Origin of the sequence: Streptomyces sp. NPDC050263, from assembly GCF_040655955.1 — a bacterium.
Taxonomy (GTDB): Bacteria; Actinomycetota; Actinomycetes; order Streptomycetales; family Streptomycetaceae; genus Streptomyces.
Genome location: NZ_JBFAKW010000145.1, coordinates 1 through 22,698, shown reverse-complemented (window position 1 = coordinate 22,698; position 22,698 = coordinate 1). Strand labels below are relative to the sequence as shown.

18 protein-coding genes and 1 pseudogene are annotated in these 22,698 nt (G+C 71.2%); 16 read left to right on the top strand and 3 right to left on the bottom strand.

Annotated elements, in window-relative coordinates; genetic code table 11:
• The 9 genes and pseudogenes from AB0J04_RS39395 to AB0J04_RS39355 all read left to right on the top strand — a co-directional run.
• Positions 1-241 (top strand): annotated as a pseudogene (locus AB0J04_RS39395) (sugar ABC transporter ATP-binding protein); the annotation flags it as partial.
• A gap of 72 nt (positions 242-313) precedes the next feature.
• Positions 314-1,171 carry a sugar phosphate isomerase/epimerase gene (locus tag AB0J04_RS39390; protein WP_363173468.1) on the top strand — a complete coding sequence of 286 codons (858 nt, stop codon included), beginning with the start codon at positions 314-316 and terminating at the stop codon, positions 1,169-1,171.
• Positions 1,172-1,263: 92 nt separating this feature from the next.
• Complete coding sequence (iolC, locus tag AB0J04_RS39385) at positions 1,264-2,229, top strand: 5-dehydro-2-deoxygluconokinase (protein ID WP_363173467.1); 966 nt, start codon at positions 1,264-1,266, stop codon at positions 2,227-2,229.
• 4 nt (positions 2,230-2,233) lie between these two features.
• Positions 2,234-3,106 carry an aldolase gene (locus AB0J04_RS39380; RefSeq protein WP_363173466.1) on the top strand — a complete coding sequence of 291 codons (873 nt, stop codon included), beginning with the start codon at positions 2,234-2,236 and terminating at the stop codon, positions 3,104-3,106.
• Entirely contained in the window at positions 3,103-3,984 is an 882-nt protein-coding gene (gene iolB, locus AB0J04_RS39375; RefSeq protein WP_363173465.1) for a 5-deoxy-glucuronate isomerase, read from the top strand. Before AB0J04_RS39380 ends, iolB begins: the two co-directional genes overlap by 4 nt.
• Positions 3,981-5,864, top strand: coding sequence for a 3D-(3,5/4)-trihydroxycyclohexane-1,2-dione acylhydrolase (decyclizing) (gene iolD / locus AB0J04_RS39370; RefSeq protein ID WP_363173463.1), 1,884 nt, complete (start codon positions 3,981-3,983; stop codon positions 5,862-5,864). The genes iolB and iolD overlap by 4 nt, the downstream gene beginning before the upstream one ends.
• 15 nt (positions 5,865-5,879) lie before the next feature.
• A complete protein-coding gene (locus AB0J04_RS39365; RefSeq protein ID WP_363173462.1) occupies positions 5,880-7,370 on the top strand; it encodes a CoA-acylating methylmalonate-semialdehyde dehydrogenase in 1,491 nt (496 codons plus the stop codon).
• A 35-nt stretch (positions 7,371-7,405) separates the two neighbouring features.
• Complete coding sequence (locus AB0J04_RS39360; RefSeq protein ID WP_363173461.1) at positions 7,406-8,602, top strand: Gfo/Idh/MocA family oxidoreductase; 1,197 nt, start codon at positions 7,406-7,408, stop codon at positions 8,600-8,602.
• 29 nt (positions 8,603-8,631) lie between these two features.
• On the top strand, positions 8,632-9,630 hold the full coding sequence (locus AB0J04_RS39355; RefSeq protein WP_363173460.1) for a sugar phosphate isomerase/epimerase: 999 nt from the start codon (positions 8,632-8,634) through the stop codon (positions 9,628-9,630).
• Positions 9,631-9,703: 73 nt separating this feature from the next.
• Here AB0J04_RS39355 and AB0J04_RS39350 read toward each other — a convergent pair whose 3' ends face one another.
• Entirely contained in the window at positions 9,704-10,702 is a 999-nt protein-coding gene (locus AB0J04_RS39350; protein ID WP_363173459.1) for a hypothetical protein, read from the bottom strand.
• A 216-nt stretch (positions 10,703-10,918) separates the two neighbouring features.
• On the opposite strand from AB0J04_RS39350, the gene AB0J04_RS39345 reads away from it, so the two are divergent.
• Entirely contained in the window at positions 10,919-11,215 is a 297-nt protein-coding gene (locus tag AB0J04_RS39345; RefSeq protein WP_363173458.1) for a zinc-ribbon domain-containing protein, read from the top strand.
• Positions 11,216-11,234: 19 nt separating this feature from the next.
• Here the strand turns inward: AB0J04_RS39345 and AB0J04_RS39340 are convergent, their stop codons facing one another.
• Both AB0J04_RS39340 and AB0J04_RS39335 read right to left on the bottom strand, forming a co-directional pair.
• Entirely contained in the window at positions 11,235-12,329 is a 1,095-nt protein-coding gene (locus AB0J04_RS39340) for a substrate-binding domain-containing protein (protein WP_363173457.1), read from the bottom strand.
• A complete protein-coding gene (locus AB0J04_RS39335; RefSeq protein WP_363173456.1) occupies positions 12,326-14,713 on the bottom strand; it encodes a SpoIIE family protein phosphatase in 2,388 nt (795 codons plus the stop codon). The genes AB0J04_RS39340 and AB0J04_RS39335 overlap by 4 nt, the downstream gene beginning before the upstream one ends.
• 121 nt (positions 14,714-14,834) lie before the next feature.
• Here AB0J04_RS39335 and AB0J04_RS39330 point away from each other — a divergent pair, with 121 nt between their 5' ends.
• The 6 genes from AB0J04_RS39330 (at position 14,835) to AB0J04_RS39305 (ending at position 22,640) form a co-directional block, all read left to right on the top strand.
• A complete protein-coding gene (locus tag AB0J04_RS39330; RefSeq protein WP_363173454.1) occupies positions 14,835-15,923 on the top strand; it encodes a substrate-binding domain-containing protein in 1,089 nt (362 codons plus the stop codon).
• A gap of 68 nt (positions 15,924-15,991) precedes the next feature.
• On the top strand, positions 15,992-16,765 hold the full coding sequence (locus AB0J04_RS39325; protein WP_363173453.1) for an ATP-binding cassette domain-containing protein: 774 nt from the start codon (positions 15,992-15,994) through the stop codon (positions 16,763-16,765).
• A complete protein-coding gene (locus AB0J04_RS39320) occupies positions 16,759-17,970 on the top strand; it encodes a sugar ABC transporter permease (RefSeq protein ID WP_363173452.1) in 1,212 nt (403 codons plus the stop codon). The genes AB0J04_RS39325 and AB0J04_RS39320 overlap by 7 nt, the downstream gene beginning before the upstream one ends.
• A gap of 164 nt (positions 17,971-18,134) precedes the next feature.
• A complete protein-coding gene (locus AB0J04_RS39315) occupies positions 18,135-20,399 on the top strand; it encodes a nitrate- and nitrite sensing domain-containing protein (protein WP_363173451.1) in 2,265 nt (754 codons plus the stop codon).
• 84 nt (positions 20,400-20,483) lie between these two features.
• A complete protein-coding gene (locus AB0J04_RS39310) occupies positions 20,484-21,557 on the top strand; it encodes a right-handed parallel beta-helix repeat-containing protein (RefSeq protein ID WP_363173450.1) in 1,074 nt (357 codons plus the stop codon).
• A 54-nt stretch (positions 21,558-21,611) separates the two neighbouring features.
• The gene (locus AB0J04_RS39305; RefSeq protein WP_363173449.1) at positions 21,612-22,640 is read left to right on the top strand and encodes a methyltransferase; all 1,029 of its coding nucleotides are present in this window, start codon (positions 21,612-21,614) and stop codon (positions 22,638-22,640) included.
• Positions 22,641-22,698: the final 58 nt, after the last annotated feature.

Here is a 22,698-nt window from a genome sequence, read left to right as displayed (position 1 = left end):
CGGCGTCATCTTCATCACCCACAACCCCCACCACGCCTACATGGTCGGCGACCACTTCAGCGTCCTGCGCCTGGGCACCATGGAACTCACCGCCGACCGCAGCGAGGTCAGCCTCGAAGAGCTCACCAACCACATGGCCGGCGGCACCGAACTCGCCGCCCTCAAGCACGAGTTGGCCCAGGTCCGAGGCGTGGACGTCGAGGAGCTCCCCGACGCGGCAGCCGTGACCCCGACCTCCTGACCGACAACCGACACACCGACACACCGACACACCGACACACCGACACACCGACACATCGGAAGGCAACCCGCCGTGAAGATCGCCCTCGACCCCTACATGATCCGTAACGTGCCGTTGCTCGAACTCCCCGCTGTGGTGGCCGAGTTGGGCTACGAGTGGATCGAGTTGTCTCCCCGGGAGGACTTCATCCCGTTCTTCCGGCACCCCCGCGTCGACGACGCGACGGTTCGCAGGTTCAAGAAGGCGCTGGACACGGCGGGCGTCGGCATCTCCTCCCTGTTGCCGCTGTTCCGCTGGTCCGGCCCCGACGAGGACGCCCGGCAGGCGGCCGTACGGTACTGGAAGCGGTCGATCCAGATCGCCGCGGACCTCGGCGTGGACAGCATCATCTCGGAGTTCAACGGGCGACCCGAGGACTCGGACCGCAGCGAGGCCCAGTTCTGGAAGTCGCTGGACGAACTGCTCCCGGTGTTCGAGCGGGAGGGCATCCGGCTCACCCTGGAGCCGCATCCGGACGACTTCATCGAGAACGGTTACGACGCCGTCAACCTGATCCGCGGCATCAACCACCCCAGCGTCAGCTTCCTGTACTGCGCCCCGCACACCTTCCACATCGGGAACGACGCCCCCGGGATCATCAAGTACGCGGGCGACCTGCTCACCCACGTCCACCTGGCCGACGCGTTCGACCACAACGCGTCCTCGGGCAACCGCTACATCCTCAACCCGCCGGGCACCACGGCCCGTATCCACCAGCATCTCGACATGGGCGAGGGCGAGGTCGACTTCGCCGAGCTCTTCCGCGAGCTGCGTGCGAACGGCTTCGACGGCACGCTGACCGCCTGTGTCTTCGCCTGGGAGGAACGGGCGAGGGAATCCTCGGTGTTCATGCGCCGGAAGATCGACGAGTACCTGTCCGCGGGGCAGTAGCCGCTCCCCCCTGTGCCGGCTCGTGAGCACGGGCGCCGGCCGCGCTTTTCTTAAAGCGCTTTAAAAGTCACCACCGAAAGGAAACCAGCGAGATGCCGTTCGAAGTGCTGACCATGGGTCGCGTGGGGGTGGACGTGTATCCACTCCAGACAGGCGTGGGACTTGCGGAGGTCACTTCGTTCGGCAAGTACCTCGGCGGCAGCCCGACCAACGTCGCGGTCGCCGCCGCCCGGTACGGCCGCTCGGCCGCCGTGATCACGAAGACGGGCCGGGATCCGTTCGGCGAGTTCGTCCGTACGGCCCTGACCGGCTACGGCGTCGACAGCCGCTACGTGGGGACGTCGGACATCGCGCCGACGCCGGTGACGTTCTGCGAGATCTTCCCGCCGGACGACTTCCCGCTCTACTTCTACCGGCTGCCGAAGGCTCCCGACCTGGACATCGAGCCCGGCGAACTGGACCTGGACGCGGTGCGGGACGCGCGGATCTTCTGGGTCACCGGGACCGGGCTGAGCGAGGAGCCGAGCCGTTCGGCCACGCTGGCCGCCCTCGCGCACCGGGCCGAGTCCGGCTCCACCGTCTTCGACCTCGACTGGCGGCCGATGTTCTGGTCGGACCCGTCCGAGGCGCGGGCGTACTACAAGGAAGCCCTGCGGCACACGACCGTCGCGGTCGGCAACCTCGACGAGTGCGAGGTGGCCACCGGTGAGCGCGAGCCGTACGCGGCGGCGAAGGCGCTGCTGGCGGCGGGTGTGGAGCTGGCGGTGGTGAAGCAGGGGCCGCGCGGTGTGCTCGCGATGGACCGGGACGGCTCGGCCGTCGAGATCCCGCCGGTCCCGGTCGACGTGGTCAACGGTCTGGGCGCCGGTGACGCGTTCGGCGGCGCGCTGTGCCACGGCCTGCTGGCCGGTTGGGACACCCGTCGCACCGTGTCCTTCGCCAACGCGGCCGGGGCGATCGTGGCGGGCCGGCTGGCCTGCTCCGAGGCGATGCCGACCGAGGCCGAGGTGGAGACCAAACTCCGCCAGGCAGCCTCCTCCGACGAACGAAAGGCGTGACGACGTGCTGTCCGACAATGTGAGCCGGATCGTGTCCGCCCGGGTGAGCGACCCCGCCGCCGTCGCGGCCGCCGCCGCCCGCCGCGTGAAGGCCGCCTCGCTGTTCGGCGAGCACGGCAAGGCCATGATCATCGCCGCGGACCATCCCGCGCGCGGCGCCAACGGAGTCGGCAACGACCCCAACGCCATGGCCGACCGCTTCGAGCTGATCGACCGACTGTGCACCGCGCTGGAACGCCCCGGCGTGACGGGCGTCCTGGCCACGGCCGACATCCTCGAGGACCTGCTGCTGCTCGGCGTCCTGGACGGAAAGAGCGTCTTCGGCTCGATGAACCGGGCCGGGCTGGCGGGTTCGGTGTTCGAGATCGACGACCGTTTCACCGGCTACGACGCCGAGACGATCGCCGCGATGGGCTTCGACGGCGGCAAGATGCTCACCCGCATCGCCCTCGACGACCCCGCCACCCCGTCCATCCTGGAGAACACCGCCCGCGCGGTGAACGAGCTGAACGACCGTGAGCTCATCGCGATGGTCGAGCCGTTCCTGTCGGTGTGGCAGGACGGCCGCATCCGCAACGACCTGTCGACGGACGCCGTCGTCAAGTCGGTCACCATCGCGGCGGGGCTCGGCCGGCGCACCGCTTACACCTGGCTGAAGCTGCCGGTCGTGGACGGCATGGAGCGCGTCCTGTCCGCCTCGACGCTGCCGGCGCTGCTGCTGGGCGGCGAGGTCAAGGACGCGGAAGCCGCGTTCGCGTCCTGGGGCAAGGCCCTCAAGCAGCCCACCGCGCAGGGTCTGGTGGTCGGCCGCTCGCTGCTCTACCCCTCCAACGGCGATGTCGCCGGCGCGGTGGACAAGGCGGTGAGCCTGCTGTGAGCGGCACGAGCAAGTACTACCTGCCGAAAGGGACTTCGGCCGACGGCTCCTACGACGTCCTGGTCACGCCCGAGTCGGCGGGCTGGGGATATTCCGGCCTCAGGATCCTGACCCTGGAGCCGGGTGAGGCGCATGCCCTGTCCACCGGGGACTGCGAGTTCCTGGTCCTGCCGCTGGCGGGCTCCTGCACCGTCACCACGGACGGCAAGGCCTTCGAACTCGCGGGCCGGACGGGCGTGTTCGCCTCGGCCACCGACTTCGCGTACCTACCGCGCGAGTCGGAGGCCCTCATCAGCAGCGCGCACGGAGGTCGTTTCGCGCTGCCCTCCGCCCGTACCGAGCGAGGCGGCCTGCCCGCCCGGTACGGGCGCAAGGAGGACGTGCCGGTCGAGCTGCGGGGTGCGGGTGCGTGCTCGCGGCAGGTGAACAACTACTGCCTGCCGGGCACGTTCGAGGCCGAGCAGCTGCTGGTGTGCGAGGTCCTCACACCGGGCGGCAACTGGTCGTCCTACCCACCCCACAAGCACGACGAAGCCCGGCCGGGCGAGGAGTCCGAGCTGGAGGAGATCTACTACTTCGAGGTCGCGGGCGGCGAGGACGGCTTCGGCTACCAGCGGGTCTACGGCACTCCCGAACGCCCCATCGACGTGCTCGCCGAGATCCGCTCCGGCGACACCGTGCTCATCCCGCACGGGTGGCACGGGCCGTCGATCGCAGCGCCGGGCTACGACCTCTACTACCTCAACGTCATGGCGGGCCCCGGCCAGGAGCGTGCCTGGCTGATCTGCGACGACCCCGCCCACGGCTGGGTGCGGGACACCTGGAGGACCCAGGACGTCGACGACCGGCTGCCCTTCGAAGGAAACCACGAACGATGAACACCGTCCGACTCACCACCGCCCAGGCGCTCGTGCGCTTCCTCGCCAACCAGTACAGCGAGCGCGACGGCCAGGAGCAGCGCCTCGTCCCCGGGGTCTGGGGCATCTTCGGGCACGGCAACGTCGCCGGCATCGGCCAGGCCCTGCTCCAGGCCGCCACGACCGGCGAAGCCGACCTGCCCTACTACCTCGCCCGCAACGAGCAGGGCATGGTCCACGCGTCCGTCGCCTACGCCAAGATGCGCGACCGGCTCGCCGTCTTCGCCTGCACCGCCTCCACCGGCCCCGGCTCGACGAACATGATCACCGGTGCGGCGCTGGCGACGACGAACCGGCTGCCCGTGCTGCTGCTGCCGTCCGACATGTTCGCCACCCGCGCCGCCGACCCGGTGTTGCAGCAGCTGGAGGACTCCCGGGGCGGGGACGTCACCGTCAACGACACCTTCCGCGCCGTGTCGAAGTACTTCGACCGCATCACCCGCCCCGAGCAGCTGATTCCGGCCGCGCTGGCGGCGATGCGGGTGCTCACGGACCCCGTCGAGACCGGCGCCGTCACCCTCGCGCTGCCGCAGGACGTGCAGGCCGAGGCTCATGACTGGCCCGTCGAGTTCTTCCGGCGCCGGGTGTGGCACATCGGCCGCCCGGTGCCGGAACCCGCTGCGGTCGAGCGGGCCGCCCGCCTGCTGCGCAACGCGAAGAAGCCGCTCATCGTGGCGGGCGGCGGGGCCGTCTACTCCGGCGCCGAGACCGTGCTGCGGGCCTTCGCCGAGGCCACCGGCATCCCGGTCGCGGACACCCACGCGGGCAAGGGCGCCGTCGCCTGGGACCACCCCTACGCCGTCGGCGGCATCGGCTCGACGGGGTCCTACGCGGCCAACGAGCTGGCGAAGGAGGCGGACGTCGTCCTGGGCATCGGCACCCGCTACTCCGACTTCACCACCGCCAGCCACACCGTCTTCGCCAACCCCGACGTCACCTTCGTCAACCTCAACGTCGCCCGCCTCGACGCCGTCAAACACTCCGCGGAACCCCTGGTCGCCGACGCCCGGCTCGGCCTCCAGGCCCTCGCCGCAGCACTGACGGGCTGGGAGGTCGAGCCCGCCTACCGCCGCCGCACGCGCGAACTGATCGCCCGGACACGGGAGATCGAGGAAGAGTGCTTCGCCCCCGGGCGCAACACCGGCGAGCTGCCGGCCCAGACGCAGATCCTCGGCGCGCTGAACGACGTCCTCGACGACCGCGCCGTCGTCATCAACGCCGCCGGATCCATGCCCGGCGACCTGCAACAGCTGTGGCGGGCCCGGGACCCGAAGGCCTACCACGTCGAGTACGCCTACTCCTGCATGGGCTATGAGGTCGCCGCCGGCGTCGGCGCGAAGATGGCCGACCCGACGCGCGAGGTCGTCGTCCTGGTCGGCGACGGCTCGTATCTGATGATGGCCCAGGAGATCGTCACCATGATCTCCGAGGGCTTGAAGGTCATCGTCGTCCTCGTCCAGAACCACGGCTTCGCCTCCATCGGCGCCCTCTCCGAGTCCCTCGGCTCCCAGCGCTTCGGCACCAAATACCGCTACCGGGACGGTAGTTCAGGCCTCCTCGACGGCGACGTCCTGCCCGTCGACCTCGCCGCGAACGCCTCCTCCCTCGGAGCCGACGTCCTGCACGCGGCCTCCGTCGAGGAGTTCCGCTCCGCGATGGAGAAGGCCAAGGCAGCCACCCGCACCACCGTCGTCCACGTCGAGACCGACCTCTACGGGCCGAACCCGCCCGGCCACGGCTGGTGGGACGTCCCCGTCAGCGAGGTCTCCGCCCTCGACACCACCCAGGCCGCCCACGACACCTACGCCGCCCACAAGCAGAACCAGCGCCACTACCTCTGACAAGGAACCCCTGACGTGACAACCATCCCCCACTGGATCAACGGCTCACCCGTCGAGGGCACAGAGACCGCTCCCGTGTTCAATCCCGCCACCGGCGCCGAGCAGGCCCGCGTCGTCCTCGGCGCCGCCACCGACGTGGACAGCGCCGTTCAGGCAGCCGCCGCCGCGTTCGAGACCTGGTCGGAGTCCTCGCTCAGCCAGCGCACGCAGGTCATGTTCGCCTTCCGCCAGCTCCTCGTCGAGCACGAGGAAGAACTCGGCCGGATCATCTCCGCCGAGCACGGCAAGACCGTCGACGACGCGCGCGGCGAGATCACCCGCGGCCGGGAGGTCGTGGAGTTCGTCTGCGGGCTCGGCGACGTGCTGAAGGGGTCCTTCTCCGACCAGGTCTCGCGCGGTGTGGACGTCCACAACTTCCGTCAGCCGCTGGGCGTCGTCGCGGGCATCACCCCGTTCAACTTCCCCGCCATGGTGCCGCTGTGGATGCACCCGATGGCGATAGCGACCGGCAACACGTTCATCCTGAAGCCGAGCGAGCGCGACCCGTCCGCCGCGAACTTCGTCGCCGAGCTGTACAAGCGGGCCGGCCTGCCCGACGGCGTGTTCAACGTCGTGCACGGCGGCAAGCCGGCCGTGGACGCGATCCTCACCCACCCCGGCATCGAGGCCGTCTCCTTCGTCGGGTCGACGCCGATCGCCAAGTACGTCCACGAGCAGGCCACCGCCCACGGCAAGCGCGTCCAGGCCCTCGGCGGCGCCAAGAACCACGCCGTCGTCCTCCCCGACGCCGACCTCGAATTCGCCGCCAACCACATCACCGCCGGCGCCTACGGCTCGGCCGGCGAGCGCTGCATGGCGGTCTCGGTGGCCGTCGCGGTCGGCGGCGCGGCCGACGCCCTGGTCGAGATCCTTGAGCGCAAGGCCCGTGAGATCAAGGTCGGTCCCGGTGACGTCACCGGCACCGACATGGGTCCGCTGGTCACCAAGGTCGCGCAGGAGCGCGTCGAGAACGCCGTCGGCGTCGCCGCCACGCAGGGCGCCACCGTCGTCGTCGACGGACGCGGACTGAAGGTCGACGGCCACGAGGACGGCTTCTTCACCGGCCCCTCCCTCCTGGACCACGTCACCGCCGAGATGGACGCCTACAAGGAGGAGCTGTTCGGCCCGGTGCTGGCCATCGTCCGCGCCGACTCCCTCGACCAGGCGATCGATCTGATCAACGCCAACCCCTACGGCAACGGCACCGCCCTCTTCACCGCCTCCGGCGAGGCCGCCCGTCGCTTCCAGCGCAACATCAAGGTCGGCATGATCGGCATCAACGTGCCGGTGCCCGTCCCGATGTCGTACTACTCCTTCGGCGGCTGGAAGGACTCGCTCATCGGCGACTCCCCCATCCACGGTCCCGAGGGCATCCGCTTCTACACCCGCCCCAAGGTGGTCACCACCCGCTGGCCGCAGCCCGCCCAGCAGGTCACCGCCGGCTTCAACTTCCCCACCTCCAACTGAGATTCCCCCACCGGGACTTTTCGAAAGGCACCTCCATGACCACCTCGGGCAAGCCCCTTTCCGTCGCCGTGATCGGCGCGGGCATGGCCGGTCGCAGCCACGCCGCCGGATACCGCAACGTCAACACCGTCTTCGGCGCCGGTCTGCCGCCGGTGCGGTTGGCCGCGATTGCCGATGCCAACGTGGCGCTCGGCGAGGACGCCGCCCGGCGTTACGGCTTCGAGAAGGCGCTCCCGAGCTGGGAGGCCGTCGTCGAGGACCCGACGATCGACGCGGTCAGCATCGTCGTCGGCAATGCTCTGCACCGGCCGATCGCCGAGGCGCTGGTCGCCGCGGGCAAGCACGTGCTGTGCGAGAAGCCGCTCGCCGGTTCGCTGGAGGACGCCCGCGCGATGGCCGAGCTGGAGCGCTCCGCCGACGTCGTGACGGCCGTCGGCTACACCTTCCGCCGCTCGCCCGGCATCGCCGGCATCCGTGACCACGTGCGGCGCGGTGAGCTGGGTGACCTCACCCTGTTCAGCGGGCGCTACTGGTGCGACTACGCGACCGACCCGCGCGGTCCGCTGAGCTGGCGCTTCAAGGGCGGCGCCGGTTCGGGTGCGCTCGGGGACGTCGGCTCGCACGTCATCGACGCCGCCGAGTACGTCGCCGGTCCCATCGTGTCCGTCTCGGGCGCCGTCCTCTCGACGCAGATCGCCAAGCGTCCGCTGCCGCTGGGCGCGGTCGTCGGGCACAACGCCGCTCCCGTCTCCGACGAGTTCGGCGAGGTGGAGAACGAGGACACCGCGTCCTTCACCGCCACCTTCCAGTCGGGCCTGGTCGGCACCTTCTCGGTGACGCGCACCGGCTTCGGTCTGCCGAACGGGCTCGCCTTCGACGTCCTGGGCGTCGGCGGGCGTGCCGCGTTCGACCAGCACCGCCCCGCCGAGTACCTCTTCGACGACGCCCAGCCCGACGCCCGTACCCGCGGCGCCCGGCAGGTCATCGTCGGACCGCAGCTGCCGTACTTCGCCGGCGGTGTCCCGATGGAGGCGGCGGGCGTGGGCGCCAACAACGCCGACAACTTCACGTACCAGACCCGGGCCTTCCTGGACCAGGTCGCGGGCGTCGCCGAGCCGCTGCCGGCCTGCGCCACCTTCGCCGACGCGCTGCGCACCATGGAGATCATCCAGGCCGTCGTCGACTCCTCCCGCAACGGCGGCGCCGCCGTGGCCGTTCCGCCCGTCGCCTGACGTCCCCCACGCATCCAAGGAGCACCCACATGGCACTCAAGCTCGGCGCCTACACCGCCTGTCTGCACGACCGCCCCCTCACCGAGGCCCTCGACATCCTCAAGGAGAACGGTCTGACCTCGGTGGAGGTCAACACCGGCGGCTTCATCCCCTCCCCGCACTGCCCGGTCGACCTGCTGCTGTCGTCGGCCGCCGCCCGCGAGGAGTACCTGGCGACGTTCGCCGAGCGCGGGATGGAGCTCACCGGCCTCAACTGCAACGGCAACCCGCTCAACCCGCTCCCCGGGGTCGGCCCGAAGCACGCCGACGACCTGCGGCGCACCATCCGCCTCGCCGGTCTGCTGGGCGTCAAGCACGTGGTCACCATGTCCGGCACCCCCGGCTCCGACCCCGACGCCAAGTACCCGTCCTGGGTCGTGAACCCGTGGGACGGCGTCTACATGGACGTCCTGGACTACCAGTGGGGCGTGGCCGTCGAGTTCTGGAAGGAGATCGACGCCCTCGCCCGGGAGAACGACGTCCGGGTCGCCATCGAGATGCACCCGCACAACATCGTCTTCTCCCCCGTCACGCTCAAGCGTCTGGTCGACGCGGGCGGCCTGGCGAACGTCGGCGCGGAGATGGACCCGTCCCACCTGATGTGGCAGGGCATGGACGTCATCGCGTCCATCAAGTGGCTGGGCCCGCTGGTGTTCCACGCGGCCGCGAAGGACGCGACGCTCTGCCCGGGCGCCGACATCCGCGGCGTACTGGACACGTCGTTCGGCCGGGTGCCCGCCGACGACCCCGACAAGGTCCCGACCGGCTACGGCTTCTGGTGCAACTCCTGGCCCGAGAACCCGGCGTGGAAGTTCGTCGCCGTCGGCAACGGCAACGAGATCCCGTTCTGGACCGAGTTCCTGCGTGCCCTGGCCGAGATCGACCCGGACATGGCCGTGAACATCGAGCACGAGGACGCCGCCTACTCGCAGACCGAGGGGCTCGCCCTGGCCGCGAAGAACCTGCACAGCGCCGCGGCCGGCCTGTAGGCCGGTCCCCCGCGTGGCCCCGTGACCGTCAGCGGTCCCGGGGCCACGTGTTCGTGCATCAGCCGTCGGCCGGCTAGCCGCGGGCGCGCTGGTGCACGCGAGCCAGGAGCAGGTTGGGGTCCTTGTCCTGCCGGGTGAAGTACGACGCACTGGGGACGTAGGCGGTGCGGCCGCGTACGGCCACGGAGGTGGGGTTGGACAGCCCGTCCTGTCGGGTGAGGACGACCGTGTGGGTGCCGTTCGGGCGTACGCGGGCGATCTGGTTGGCACCGATCAGGGCGACGAGGGCCGTGTCGCGGTGGCGCTCGACGAAGCCGAAGTCGTCGATCCCGTACAGCCCGGTGGCCCGGGTCTGGATCGGGGCGGGGAAGCCGTTGTGGCGTACCCGGATGCGCAGCAGGGTGCCGGTGGCGGAGTTGGACACCCAGACGGCGTTGCGATGGAAGCGGAGGCCGTTGGCTCCGACGCCGGCCACGGGAGGACCGCCCGCGTGCGGCGCGGTGACCGGTTCGAGGGCGGCTCCGGTGGCCCATGCGGTGGGCGTGCCGCCCGCGCGCGGGACGCGCCAGACGGTGCCCAGCACCGAGTCCGCCGCGTAGAGCACGCCGCGGCGCTCGTCGAGGGCGAGACCGTTGGGGAACCCGTTCGGCGGCAGTTGGGCGATCTGCCGGGGGGTGCCGCCGCCGCGGGGGATGCGCCAGATGCCGGTCTCGCTGGTGCCGGTGGCGTAGTTGACGTAGAGGGTGCCGTCGTAGGCGCGGGCGATGCCGAGGACGACGGCCGCGCCGACGACGGGGGTGTGCGGGTTCGCCACGGCGGGCAGGGTCGCGAGGATGCGCGTCCCGGTGCGGCTGACGTTGGCGACCTGCCGGGCGGTCGAGAAGGTCAGGTCGGCGGAGCCGTCGGGTTCGAGTGCGATGTTCTCCGGTGTCTGTCCTGCGGCGAAGTCGAAGTGGGCGACCACGCGCGGGTCGGTGACGGGCGGCTCGCCGCCCGAGGCGGGCGCCGTGGCCAGCAGGCCCAGGGCGAGGACGGCGGCGGTGACGCCCGCCGACCGGGTGAGTCGGGGCATGAACCTCTCCTTGAACGGGAGCGGGAAGCGCCGCTGTGCGGCGGCCAGACGACCATGGCTGTGCGGCGGCGGCGACCGCCGCAGTCGCGGCCGGGAGGTCGCCCGCGTGGCGCAGGGCTTGGAGCCGCCTGCGGCTCACGCGAGTGACGCCGTATGCACCAGACTGTGCCGTGCGGACAATCGCTCTTCGGACCATCATCCAGAAAGAAGTGCAGCGTGATCATCTTCGGCACCAAGGGATACCTCTACCAACTGGCGATACTGACGCTGGTGTGCGGGCACTGCGGCAACCCCTCCGCGCACACGCTCAGGAAGCGGGTCACGAAGTTCACGCTGTTCTTCGTGCCGCTGTTCCCGATCTCGACGAAGTACGCGACGCAGTGCACGTTCTGCGGTGCCGAGCAGAAGGTGACGAAGGAGCAGGCCGACCAGTTGCCGGCGCAGGGCGCGGGTGGCGGCATCGGCGGCGGCCAGGCGTACGGGCAGCCGCAGCAGCAGCCGTACCAGCACTGACGTCCCGGACGCCGACGGCCTACGGGGTGAGTCCGGCCCGGTCGCAGGCGGCCCGGAGTGGCGGAGTGCAGATCCGGGCGACGGTGTAGCGGCCGCCCTCGACGAGGATCGGCTCGATGTCGTCGACCGTCACCGCGACCGGTGTGAGCAGGACCGCCGGGATGTCCTCGGTGGTGGGGCTGTCGACGGTCGTCGTGGCGCTGTCGCGGGGATCCTCGCCTCGGCCGACGGCGACGGCCATGGCGGCGACGGCGGCGGCTTCCTTCTCGAACGGCTTGTACACGGTCATGTACTGCTCGCCCTTCACGATGCGCCGCACGGCGTCGAGGTCGGCGTCCTGGCCGGTGACGGGCGGCAGCCTGGTGACGCCGGCGCTCTTGAGGGCGGCGACGACGCCGGCCGCGATGGAGTCGTTGGCCGCCAGGACGCCGTCGATCCGGTCCGGGCCCAGGGCCGCGATGGCGGCGGACATGTTGGTGTGGGCGTGCTGGGTGCTCCAGTCCAGGGTGTCGTAGGACCTGCCGATCCTCACCTCGCCGGTGAGGACGGACAGTGCGCCGTTGCGGTACAGGGCCGCGTTGGGACTGGTGGGGTCGCCGTTCACCATGACGATGTCGTGGCCCGCCGCCCGCCGGTCCATGGCCTTCAGGAGCGCCTCACCCTGGAGCCGGCCGACCTGGCGGCCGTCGAAGCTGACGTAGCCGGTGATGGGGCCCTCGGCGAGGCGGTCGTAGGCGATGACGGGGACGCCGGCGCGGCGGGCCTCCTGGATCGAGGAGCGCATCGCCCGGGCGTCGGCGGCGTCGAGGATCAGGACCTCGGCGCCCTTGGTGACCATGGAGATCAGCTGTTGTCGCTGTCTCATCACGTCGTTCTCGGCGTTGGCGTACTCCACCGTGCAGGCGGGGCACAGCGCCTTCAGCTTCGCCTCGATCAGCGGCCGGTCCGCGTGTTCCCAGCGGGGGACGGCGCGGCTGGGGAGCAGCAGGCCGACGGTGAAGCCTTCTCCCGCGGTCGGCTCGTCGTCTCCCCCGCAGGCGGCCAGGGGCAGTGCCAAGAGGGCCGCGGCGAGCACGGCGACGAGGTGTCTGCGCGGGCTGGGACGGTTCCTCATGGCACTTCCCCGGGTACGGCGATCTCGCTGCACACCTGTTTGCCGCCGGCGACCGGGACCGTGACGAAGGACTCCGACATGGCCTCGACCAGCAGCAGGCCGCGGCCGCCGGTCGCCTCCCAGTCGACGATCACGGGCTTGGCGGGCGCCCGCGGCGAGGAGTCGCTGACGCAGACGCGCACCCGGTCGCCGCGCAGGATCAGGTCGAGGCGGACCGGGCCCTGGGTGTGCACGAGGGCGTTGGTGACGAGTTCGGAGACGACCAGCAGCACGGCGTCGGCCGTCTCGGGGACGTTCCAGCGGCGCAGGGTGCGGGCGGTGAAGCGGCGGGCGTGCATGACGGCGTCGGGCAGCCGCCACACCATCCAGCCTGCCCGGATGGGACGGGTCTTCATGCCGTCGTAGCGCAGGAGCAGCAGGGCGACGTCGTCCTCCCGGCGGCCGGCGTCGCCGAGGAGTTCGTCGGCCATCTTGCCGAGGTCGGCGGGGTCGGCGGCGGCGAGGGCGACGCGGGTGCGGCGCATGCCCTCGTCCAGGGGCAGGTCGGCGGCCTCGACCAGACCGTCGGTGACCAGGGCGAGGACCGTGGCGGGGGCCAGTTCGACGGCCGTCATGGGGAACTCTGCCTCGGCGAGGATGCCCAGCGGGGGTCCGCCGGCGACCTCGACCTCCTCGGTGGCGCCGTCGGGCAGGCGCAGCATGGGTGCGAGGTGGCCGGCGCGGACGAAGAGGGTGTTGCCCTCCTCCATGTCGAGTTCGGCGTAGCAGCAGGTGGCGAAGAGGTCGGTCTCCATGCCGACGAGGAGCCGGTTGGCGTGCGAGACGACCACGTCGGGCGGGTGGCCCTCCATGGCGTAGGCGCGGACCGCGGTGCGCATCTGGCCCATGATCGTGGCGGCGCCGGCGCTGTGTCCCTGGACGTCCCCGATGACGAGTGCGACGCGGTCCTCGGAGAGGGCGATGACGTCGTACCAGTCGCCGCCCACCTGGAGGCCGCGTCGGGCGGGCAGGTAGCGGGCGACGGCGGTGCCGCCGGGGAGTTCGGGCAGCCGGCGGGGCAGCAGGCTGCGCTGGAGCATCGTGGCGAGTTCCTGCTCGGCGTCGTGGGCGTGGGCGCGTTTGAGCGCCTGGCCGACAAGGGCGGCGGTGGCGGTGAGCAGGGACCGTTCCTCGGGAGCGAACTCGTGCGGCCGGTCCCAGCCGACCAGGCACACGCCGGCGACCTGGCCTTTCGCGGGCAGCGGCAGGACGGCGAGTCCGCCGGGGCCGATGCCGGCCAGCCCGGGTTCGAGGAGGGCGCCGGCGGGCCAGAGGTCCATCCGTCCGTCGCGCATGGCGGCCTGGAGGGTGGGGAGGGCGCGCAGGGGTGCGTCGGGCCATTCGGTGCGCCATTCGGAGCGCCAGGTCGGCGGCCAGGCGGTGGGCTGGGGCGGGTCGAGGACGGTGACCATGAGGCGGTCGTCCTGGAGCGCGGCGAGGGCGACGCGGTCGGCGGCCAGCGGCTCGCGCAGGGCGGCGACGACGACGCGGCCGACGTCGCGGACGGTGGCGGCGTCGTCGAGGGCGGCGGTGAGCCACTGGATCCTGGAGACGTCGTCGCCGCCGCGGCGCAGGACGGGGGTCGCCGTGACCACGCCGACCACCTGTTCCGGTCGGTCGGCGGCGCCCGCTGCGACCCGGCAGCTCAGGCTGAGCCAGCGCATCTCGCCGGCCGGGCCGCGCACCCGGAACTCCAGGTCGCGTCGGCCGGAGGCCTCGTCGGAGGGCTCCAGGACGGACATGAGGGCGTGCATGTCCTCCGGGAGGGCGTGCGCGAGCAGGGTGTCGACCTTTCCGTCGAAGTCGTCCGGGGTGATGCCCACGAGTTCGAGCAGCGTGTCGTCGGCGTCGATGAGGCCGGTGTCCGGGACGAGGACGAAGGAGCCGACGCGCAGGCTGCGCAGTGCGGGGCCGAGCAGCGGCGTCGGCTTCGGCGGGTCGGCGCCCGGCTGGAGGAGGCCTGCGACCGCGTCGGCGTATCGCTCGAGGAAGCGGCGTTGTTCGTTCTCGAAGCCGTCCGCCGTGGCGCTCAGGACGAGGAGGCAGCCGAGGCGGCCGCCCGGGGGGCCGAGCGGGAGCGCGCCGAGGGGAGTCGCGTCGGGTGTGGTCCCGGATGTGGTCCCGGATGTGGTCCCGGGGGGCAGCCAGAGGGGGTGGTCGGTGCGGAAGGCGCGGGCCGCGGGTGAGTCACCGGACAGGGGGAGTCGCTCCGGCGGGCCCGCTCCGGAAGGGGTGCCTCCGGACGCGTCCACCAACCGAAGATCCTCGGTGCCGGCGCTGGGCGCGTAGACCGCTGCCAGTGTCGCTCCGGCGAAGGTCAGGGCCCGGTCGAGGCATGTCCGCAACGTACCTCCCGTCCTGCCGCAGGTGCCGACCGGTTGAGATCGACGCACCCACCCACCAGAATCGCATATACGGATCAACCGAACATATCCACCTTATTGTCATCCATGGCAGGTATCGCAGATGAAGGCCTGCATACGAGACACAGCCGCCACGGTGACCGCGTTCTCCACCGCGGTCGTCCTGGCGGCCTGCGGGGCGGGTGCCGGGACCGACTCCGACGGGGAGGAGGGACCGCGCATCGGCCTGCTGCTGCCGGACGCCACCACGGCGCGCTGGGAGGCACAGGACAGACCCCTGCTGGAGAAGAGGATCGAGGAGCTGTGCGACACCTGCGTGGTCGAGGACACCAACGCCAAGGGCGATGTCGCCCTCCAGCAGGAACAGATGGACTCGATGATCACCAAGGGCGTCGACGCCATCGTGCTCGTGGCCGTGGACGCCCGCTCGCTCGGCCCGGCGGTCACGAAGGCGCACGAGGCCGGCATCCCCGTCATCGCCTACGACCGGCTCGCCGAGGGCCCGATCTCGGGCTATGTCTCCTTCGACGGGGTGGAGGTCGGCCGGCTCCAGGGCCGGGCCCTGCTGACGGCGATGGGCGACAAGGTGCCCGGCGCCCAGATCGTCATGATGAACGGCGATCCCAGCGACCCGAACGCCAAGGCGTTCCAGAAGGGCGCGCTGTCGGTGCTGAGCGGGAAGGTGAGGATCGGCAAGGCCTACGACACCCCCCAGTGGCGGGCGGAGACCGCGCACATGAACATGTCCGGGGCCCTCGCCGCGCTGGGCGCCGACGCCATCGACGGGGTCTACGCGGCCAACGACGGCCTCGCCGGCGGGAGCATCGCCGCCCTCAAGGCGAACAAGGTCTCCCCGCTGCCCCCGGTCACCGGGCAGGACGCCGAGCTCTCGGCGTTGCGCCGGATCGTCGCCGGCGACCAGTACATGACGGTGTTCAAGCCGTTCCGGCCCGAGGCGGCCGCGGGCGGCGCGATGGCCGTGGCGGCGGCCCGCGGGCAGAGCCTCGACCCGCCGGCCACCGGCGAGGTGCCGACCCGCGGCGGCGAGCCGGTCGCGTCCGTGCTGCTCACCCCGGTGTCCGTGACGGTCGGCAACATCGCGCAGACCGTCGTGAAGGACGGACTGCACACCGTCCGGCAGATCTGCACTCCCGAGCTCCGGGCCGCCTGCGCCGAGGCCGGACTCATCTGACCCGGACGAGTCCGACCCGGACTCGTCCGGCGCCGCATCGGTCCGTCCCCGGGAAGGAGTTGGTCTTCGTGCCGGATGCCCCCTTGCTGGCGCTGCGGGGCGTGTGCAAGCGCTTCGGCGTCGTCGAGGTCCTCGTCGACATCGAGCTGGAGATCCACGCAGGCCAGGTCGTCGCGCTGCTCGGGGACAACGGGGCCGGCAAGTCCACCCTGGTCAAGGTGATCTCCGGGGTCGCCCCGGCGGAGCGGGGCGTCATCGAGTGGCAGGGCCGACCGGTCCACATCAGACGCCCGCACGACGCCCGGGACCTGGGCATCGCCACCGTCTACCAGGATCTCGCGCTGTGCGGGAACCTCGACGTCGTCGGCAACCTGTTCCTCGGCCGGGAGATCCGCCGGTTCGGGTTCCTCGACGAGATGGAGATGGAGCGCCGCACCCGGCAGCTGCTGGAACGACTGACCAAGGGGCTGCCCGATCTGCGCGGCCCGGTCGTCTCGCTCTCCAGCGGTCAGCGGCAGACGGTCGCCATCGCCCGCTCGCTCCTCGGCGACCCGCGGATCCTGCTGCTCGACGAGCCGACGGCCGCGCTGGGCTTCGAACAGACCACCGAGGTCCTCGACCTCGTCGACCGGTTGCGCGACCGCGGTCTGGGCGTCCTGCTCATCAGCCACAGCATGGGCGACGTGAAGGCTCTCGCGGACCGCGCCGCGGTGCTGCGCCTGGGGCGCAACAACGGCTTCTTCGACGTGAACACCGCCTCGCAGGAGCAGATCGTCTCGTCCATCACCGGCGCCACGGAGAACGTTCCCCGCCGGCCGGCCGCCCGGGAGGCGGGGTGGTGACGAGCGTGCGGGCCGTCGGCCGTGGCGTGGCGAGCGGGGTGGCGGTCTTCCGGCGCAAGCTGCGCGCCGGGGAACCGGGGTCGCTCCCCGTGGTCCTCGTCCTGGCCGTCGTCTGGATCACCTTCCAGTCCCTCAACGAGAACTTCCTCTCGCCCCGGAACCTGTCCAACCTCAGCGTGGACATCGTGGGGACGGGCCTGATCGCGGTCGGCATCGTCTTCGTGCTGCTGCTCGGCGAGCTCGATCTGTCCGTCGGCTCGGTCAGCGGCCTGGCGGCGGCCGTGTTCGCGGTGCTGAACGTGAACAACGGGGTGCCGGAGTGGCTCGCGCTGATCGTCGCGGTGCTCGCGGGCACCGTGGCGGGGACCGTCCAGGGCTACTCCATCGCCCGGACCCGGGTGCCCGCGTTCGTGGTCACGCTCGCCGGGCTGCTCACCTGGAACGGCCTGATGCTCGCGATCCTCGGCGACAGCGGCACCGTCAACCTCGACGAGAACGGGCTGGTCGCCAGGCTGACCAGCTACTACTTCACGCAGGACGCGGTCGCCTACGGCCTGGCGGCGCTCGCCGTGGGCACGGTCTTCCTCGTCGGCGACCGGGACCGGCGGCGGCGCAGGGCCGTCGGCATGCCGCACCGCTCGCTGAACGACATCGTGGTGCGCACCGGAGGTCTCGCGGCGGTCGCGTTCACCATCGCCTATCTGCTCAACCGGTTCCAGGGTCTGCCGCTCGCCCTGCTCGTCTTCCTGGCGGTGGTGGCCGGCCTCGACATCGTGCTCCGCCGCACCCACTACGGCCGGCAGGTCTACGCACTCGGCGGCAGCATCGAGGCGGCCCGGCGCGCCAGCCTCAACGTGACCTGGGTGCAGACGGCGGTGCTCGCGACCTCGGGCACCATGGCCGCGATCGGCGGCCTGTTCCTCGCCTCCCGCATCACCTCGGTGAGCCAGAGCTCGGGCTCGGGCGTGCTGCTCGTCAACGCCATCGCGGCGGCCGTCATCGGCGGCACCAGTCTGTTCGGCGGGCGCGGCACGACCTGGTCGGCGGTGCTCGGCATGCTGGTCATCCAGTCGATCGCCTCGGGCATGGCCATCACCGACACTCCCCCGGCCGTCCAGTTCATCATCACCGGCGGGGTGCTGTTCGCCGCGGTCGTCATCGACGCACTGTCACGACGCACCCAGGAGGCCCACGGACGGGCTTGACGGGACTCCCCCCGGGCGGGCGTTCGGCGTACTGTGGTGCGCGATCACTTTGATGAAAGTTGCATCACTTTTTTGAACGTAACTGAACGCGGCGCCGCCGACTCGTCGTACCGAGGTGTGCCGGCGCGTCATGCGCGAGGCGACCCAGAGGCGATAGGACAAGCGTGCCGAACAACTCACCCACAGCGGAGGGACGGAGAAGGTCCCTCACCCGCAACTGGCCGGTGGGCAGGCGACTACGGGCCGTGCTGCTGATCCCGGTGCTCGTCGCGCTCGTCCTCGGGGGCGCGCGGGTGAAACGTTCGGTCGACACCTGGCAGGACGCCGACGACGCGGTCCGCGTGGCCGAACTGGTCCAGGCGGCGAACAAGTACGCGAGCGACGCGATCAACGAGCGCGACGTCTCGGTCATCCCGCTGGTCACGGAGAAGAAGGCGACGGACACGGTCGTCCAGGCCCGGAAGACCACCGACGCGGACGCCAAGGCGTTCGACGCGGCGGTCGCCCGGATACCGCAGAACCCCGGACTCCTGCGCCGCGTGGAGCTGGTGCGCAACGGCGAGAAGCAGCTGACCGCCGTGCGGAGCGCCGCGTTCACCCCCCGGATGTCCGGGGTGCAGACCGAGGAGAGCTACCACACCATCCAGCACCCCCTGATGGAGCTCTCGAACGAACTGGGCTACGGCAGCACCAACCAGGCGAGCTTCGGCCGCACGCTCTACACCATCTCCCTCACCCAGGCGGCCGAGTCCCTGATCCGGTCCATCGGCACCCACCTGCTGGTGGAGGACCGCGACAGCCTCGCCGAAGGCGAACTCCAGGCCCAGCTCGCCTCGTTCCGCTCCTACGCCTACCTGGAACAGGTCGGCCTCCAGGAGTTCGCGGGCGCCGGCACCACCGAGGACATGGCGCGGCTCCAGCAGGCGCTGGCCGACGCCGAGGCCAAGGGGAAGCAGCAGACCGCCGAGGCCGCCGCGAAGGCCGAGGCGGCGGGGCAGACGTTCGTCACCCCGCCCGCCATCGACGAGATGATCGCCGAGATCGCCACCGGGAAGCCGGCCGCCGAACTGGCCGAGCAGGGCATCACCCCCGAGTCGTTCTTCGGCGCGTCCACCCTGGGCTTCGACGCCTACCGCGGCATTCAGGTGAACCTCACCGACTCCGCGCTCGCGAGCGCCCAGGACATCGCCGACGACGCCCGCCGCGACGCCGTCGTCAACGCCGCGCTGGTGCTCGCCGCGGTGCTCGCCGCGTTCCTCCTCGCCTCCTGGGTGGCCCGCACGATGAGCACCGGAATGCGCCGGCTCAGCGCCTCCGCCATCGAGATCTCCGGCCAGCGGCTGCCGGCCCTGATCGACCAGCTGTCGCAGACCGACCCCGGCCAGGTGGACACCCGGGTCACGCCGATCGCGATCAACACCACCGACGAGATCGGCGAGGTCGCCCGGGCCTTCGACCACGTCCACCGCGAGGCCGTCCGGCTCGCCGCCGAACAGGCCCTGCTGCGCGGCAACATCAACGCGATCTTCACCAACCTCTCGCGCCGCAGCCAGTCCCTGATCGAGCGTCAACTGGCGCTGATCACCAGCCTGGAGGACAACGAGACCGACCCGGAGCAGCTGGAGAACCTCTTCCGGCTGGACAGCCTCGCCACCCGGGTGCGCCGCAACGGCGAGAACCTCCTCGTCCTCGGCGGCGAGACGCCCGCCCAGCAGTGGAACCAGCCCCTTCCGCTGGTCGACGTCCTCCGCGCGGCCTCGTCGGAGGTGGAGCAGTACGAGCGCATCCGGTTCGCCGGCATCCCGGAGACCCAGATCCACGGCGGGGCCGTGACCGACCTGGTGCATCTGCTCGCCGAACTGCTCGAGAACGCCACCGTGTTCTCCTCCCCACGCTCGGAGGTGCGGGTGACGGCCGTCCGGCTCCCCGACGGCCGGGTCATGATCGAGATCCATGACGAGGGCATCGGGCTGGAGGCGGACGACTTCGCGGTCATCAACCACAGGCTGGCCAACCCGCCGACCGTGGACGCCGACATCTCCCAGCACATGGGACTGTTCGTGGTCGGCAGACTCGCCGAACGGCACGGCATCCGCGTCCAGTTGCGCCCGTCCGGCGAGCAGTCCGGCACGACGTCCCTCGTCATGCTGCCCGACACGGTCACCCACCGCTCGCCCGACGCCCAGCCCGACTCCGACACCCTGGCCCTGGCGCTCGTCAAGACCGTCCCGGCGTCCCGGTATCCGGGCGGCGCGGCGGCTCTGGGCCTGCTGGAATCCGGCGACGCCTTCACGGACTTCGAGGCATGGCAGGACGAGTCGGCCAAAGCGCGGTCCGTCCAGGAGGCGCCGGCCGAGGAGGTCCGGCCGCGACGGCTTCCCCGGCGGTCGCCGGGCGGCGGCCGCCGTCAGCGCCCCGACTCGAACTGAGCGCGCCTTTCGCTCTGTGCGGGACACGCCGCCGGATGGCCCATCTCACCGGTTCTCGGGCCATCCGGTCATAGCGTGCACAATATGAAGAAATGCCATATCGCATACCTGGCGTGCACCGCGGCGCTCCTCGGGACGGGGCTCGGCGCGGCCCCGCCCGCCCCCGGACACGTGGTCCATCTGGTCCAGCCGGGGGAATCGATCCAGAAGGCGGTGGACAGGGCCGAGCCGGGCGACACCGTGCTGCTCGCCGCCGGCACCTACCGCGAGAGCGTCGACGTGAAGACGCACGGGCTGACCCTGCGCGGCATGGGCCGCGACACGGTGCTCCGGCCGGCGGCCAAGAAGAAGGGCAAGAAGGCTGTCGGCGCCTGCGCCGCGGGCGGCAACGGCATCTGTGTCGTCGGCACCAAGGCCCACCCCGTCGAGGACGTCACCATCGCCTCCCTGACCGTCTCCGGCTTCACCAAGAACGGCGTCTACGCCATGGCCGCCGACGCGCTGACGGTGCGCAAGGTCACCGCGGTGAAGAACGGCGTGTGGGGCATCGCCCAGGAGGCGTCCCGCCACGGTGAGTTCCGGAACAACACCGCCCGGGACAACGGCGACGCGGGGCTGTTCCTCGCCAACAGCGTCACGCAGGAACTGGGCGCCACGGACTCCGAGGGAACGGTCGTCGAGCACAACCGGCTGGAGGGCAACCGGATCGGCGTCACCGTGCGCCGGCTGCGCAACCTCACCCTCGCGCGCAACCACCTCACCGGCAACTGCGCGGCGGTGTTCGTCGTCGGCGACGAGAACAAGCCCAAGGCCGGCTTCGTGACCGTGGCCGAGAACCGCATCGTGCGCAACAACAAGTCCTGCCCGAAGACGGCCCGGCTGGACGCCCTCCAGGGCTCCGGCATCGTGCTGACCGGCGCCGAGGACAGCCTGATCACCCGGAACGTCATCGAGGACAACGTCGGCAAGTCCTCGCTGTCGGGCGGCATCGTCCTGTTCAAGAGCTTCGTGGGCACCACCAGCGACCGCAACCGGATCAGCGACAACAAGCTGCGCGACAACTCCCCGGCCGACCTGGTCAACACGGACACCGCCGGCAAGGGCAACACCTTCGTGGGCAACACCTGCAAGGCGTCGAAGCCCGCCGGCCTGTGCTGACCGTGCCCCTCTCCTCCCCGCAGGGACTCCCCCCACAGAGAAAGAAGGCGGCACATGACAACCGCTGAGACCGCCCCACCGCCGTCCATGCGTCTGCGCGAGCTCGTGTTCGGTGCGGCGTGCGCCGCCGCCGTCCGCTCCTGCGCCCGGCTGGGCGTCGCCGACGCCCTCGGCGACGCCCCCATGACCGTCGAGGACCTCGCCGCCGCGGCGAAGCTCGAACCCCGCCCGCTGCGCAGGCTGCTGCGCGCCCTGACCTGCTACGGCGTCTTCACCGAGCGCCCCGACGGGACGTGGGCGCACACCGAGATGTCCCGGCTGCTGCGCGAGGACGACCCGCACAGCCTGCGCAACATCGCCCTGTGGTGCACCGAGCCGTGGACCTGGGACGCCTGGCCGAAGCTCGACGAGGCGATGCGCACCGGCGGCAACGTCGTCGAGGACCTCTACGGCAAGGAGTTCTTCACCTACCTCAACGAGGACGCCCCCGAGTCCGCCGAGGTCTTCAACCGGGCCATGACGACCTCCAGCGAGCAGTCGGCGCGCGAGGTCGCCGCCCTGCTCGACCTGACCGGCAGCACGTCGGTCGCCGACATCGGCGGCGGCCAGGGCCATGTGGTGGCCAGCCTGCTGGACAAGTACCCCGCGATGCACGGCAGCCTGCTCGACCTGCCCCGCGTCGTCGACAACGCCGTGCCCCGGCTGCGCGACGGCGGCGACCTCGCCCACCGTGCCCGCATCGTGCCGGGCGACGTCCGCGTGGCCGTGCCGGTCAAGGCCGACGTCTACGTCATCAAGAACATCCTGGAGTGGGACGACGAGAGCACGGCCCGCACCCTGGCCAACGTCATCGGCGCGGGCGGTCCCGGGACCCGGGTCGTGGTCATCGAGAACCTCGTCGACGACTCGCCGTCGATGCGGTTCAGCACGGCGATGGACCTGATGCTGCTGCTCAACGTCGGCGGGGCGAAGCACACCACCGAGAGCATGGTGAGCCGGCTCACCGAGGCGGGTCTGGTCATCGACGACATCAGCCCGGTCAACCCGTATCTGCACGCGTTCGACTGCCACGTCCCCGGCTGATCCGACCGCGTCCCCTGCGGGAGGACACCGGTCGCCGGGCCCGCGACGCTGCGGGCCC